Here is a 244-nt window from a genome sequence, read left to right on the forward strand (position 1 = left end):
GGATGCGGCCGGCATAGGGCACCGAGATCCCGCCGTCGGGCCCGACGATCTGCTCGGGGATCAGGGCGGATTTGGAGCCGGCGGAGAAGCGGTCGGCGACGAGGGGACCGGAGAACAGGCCGCCGGAGCCGGCTTCCCAGACCTGGACGGCCACGGAATCGCCGACGCCGATGAGCGGCGTGGCGGCGGGGCGGTTGTCGCCGAAGGTGACGAGGAGGCTGTCGAGCGGGCGGGTGCGCAGGGC

The 244-nt window shown here is 73.8% G+C and carries 1 pseudogene; it reads right to left on the reverse strand.

Annotated elements, in window-relative coordinates:
- Window positions 1–244, reverse strand: a pseudogene (locus OWC43_RS23270) (sugar transporter); the annotation flags it as partial.

This window comes from Methylorubrum sp. POS3, from assembly GCF_043352485.1.
GTDB lineage: Bacteria > Pseudomonadota > Alphaproteobacteria > Rhizobiales > Beijerinckiaceae > Methylobacterium > Methylobacterium suomiense.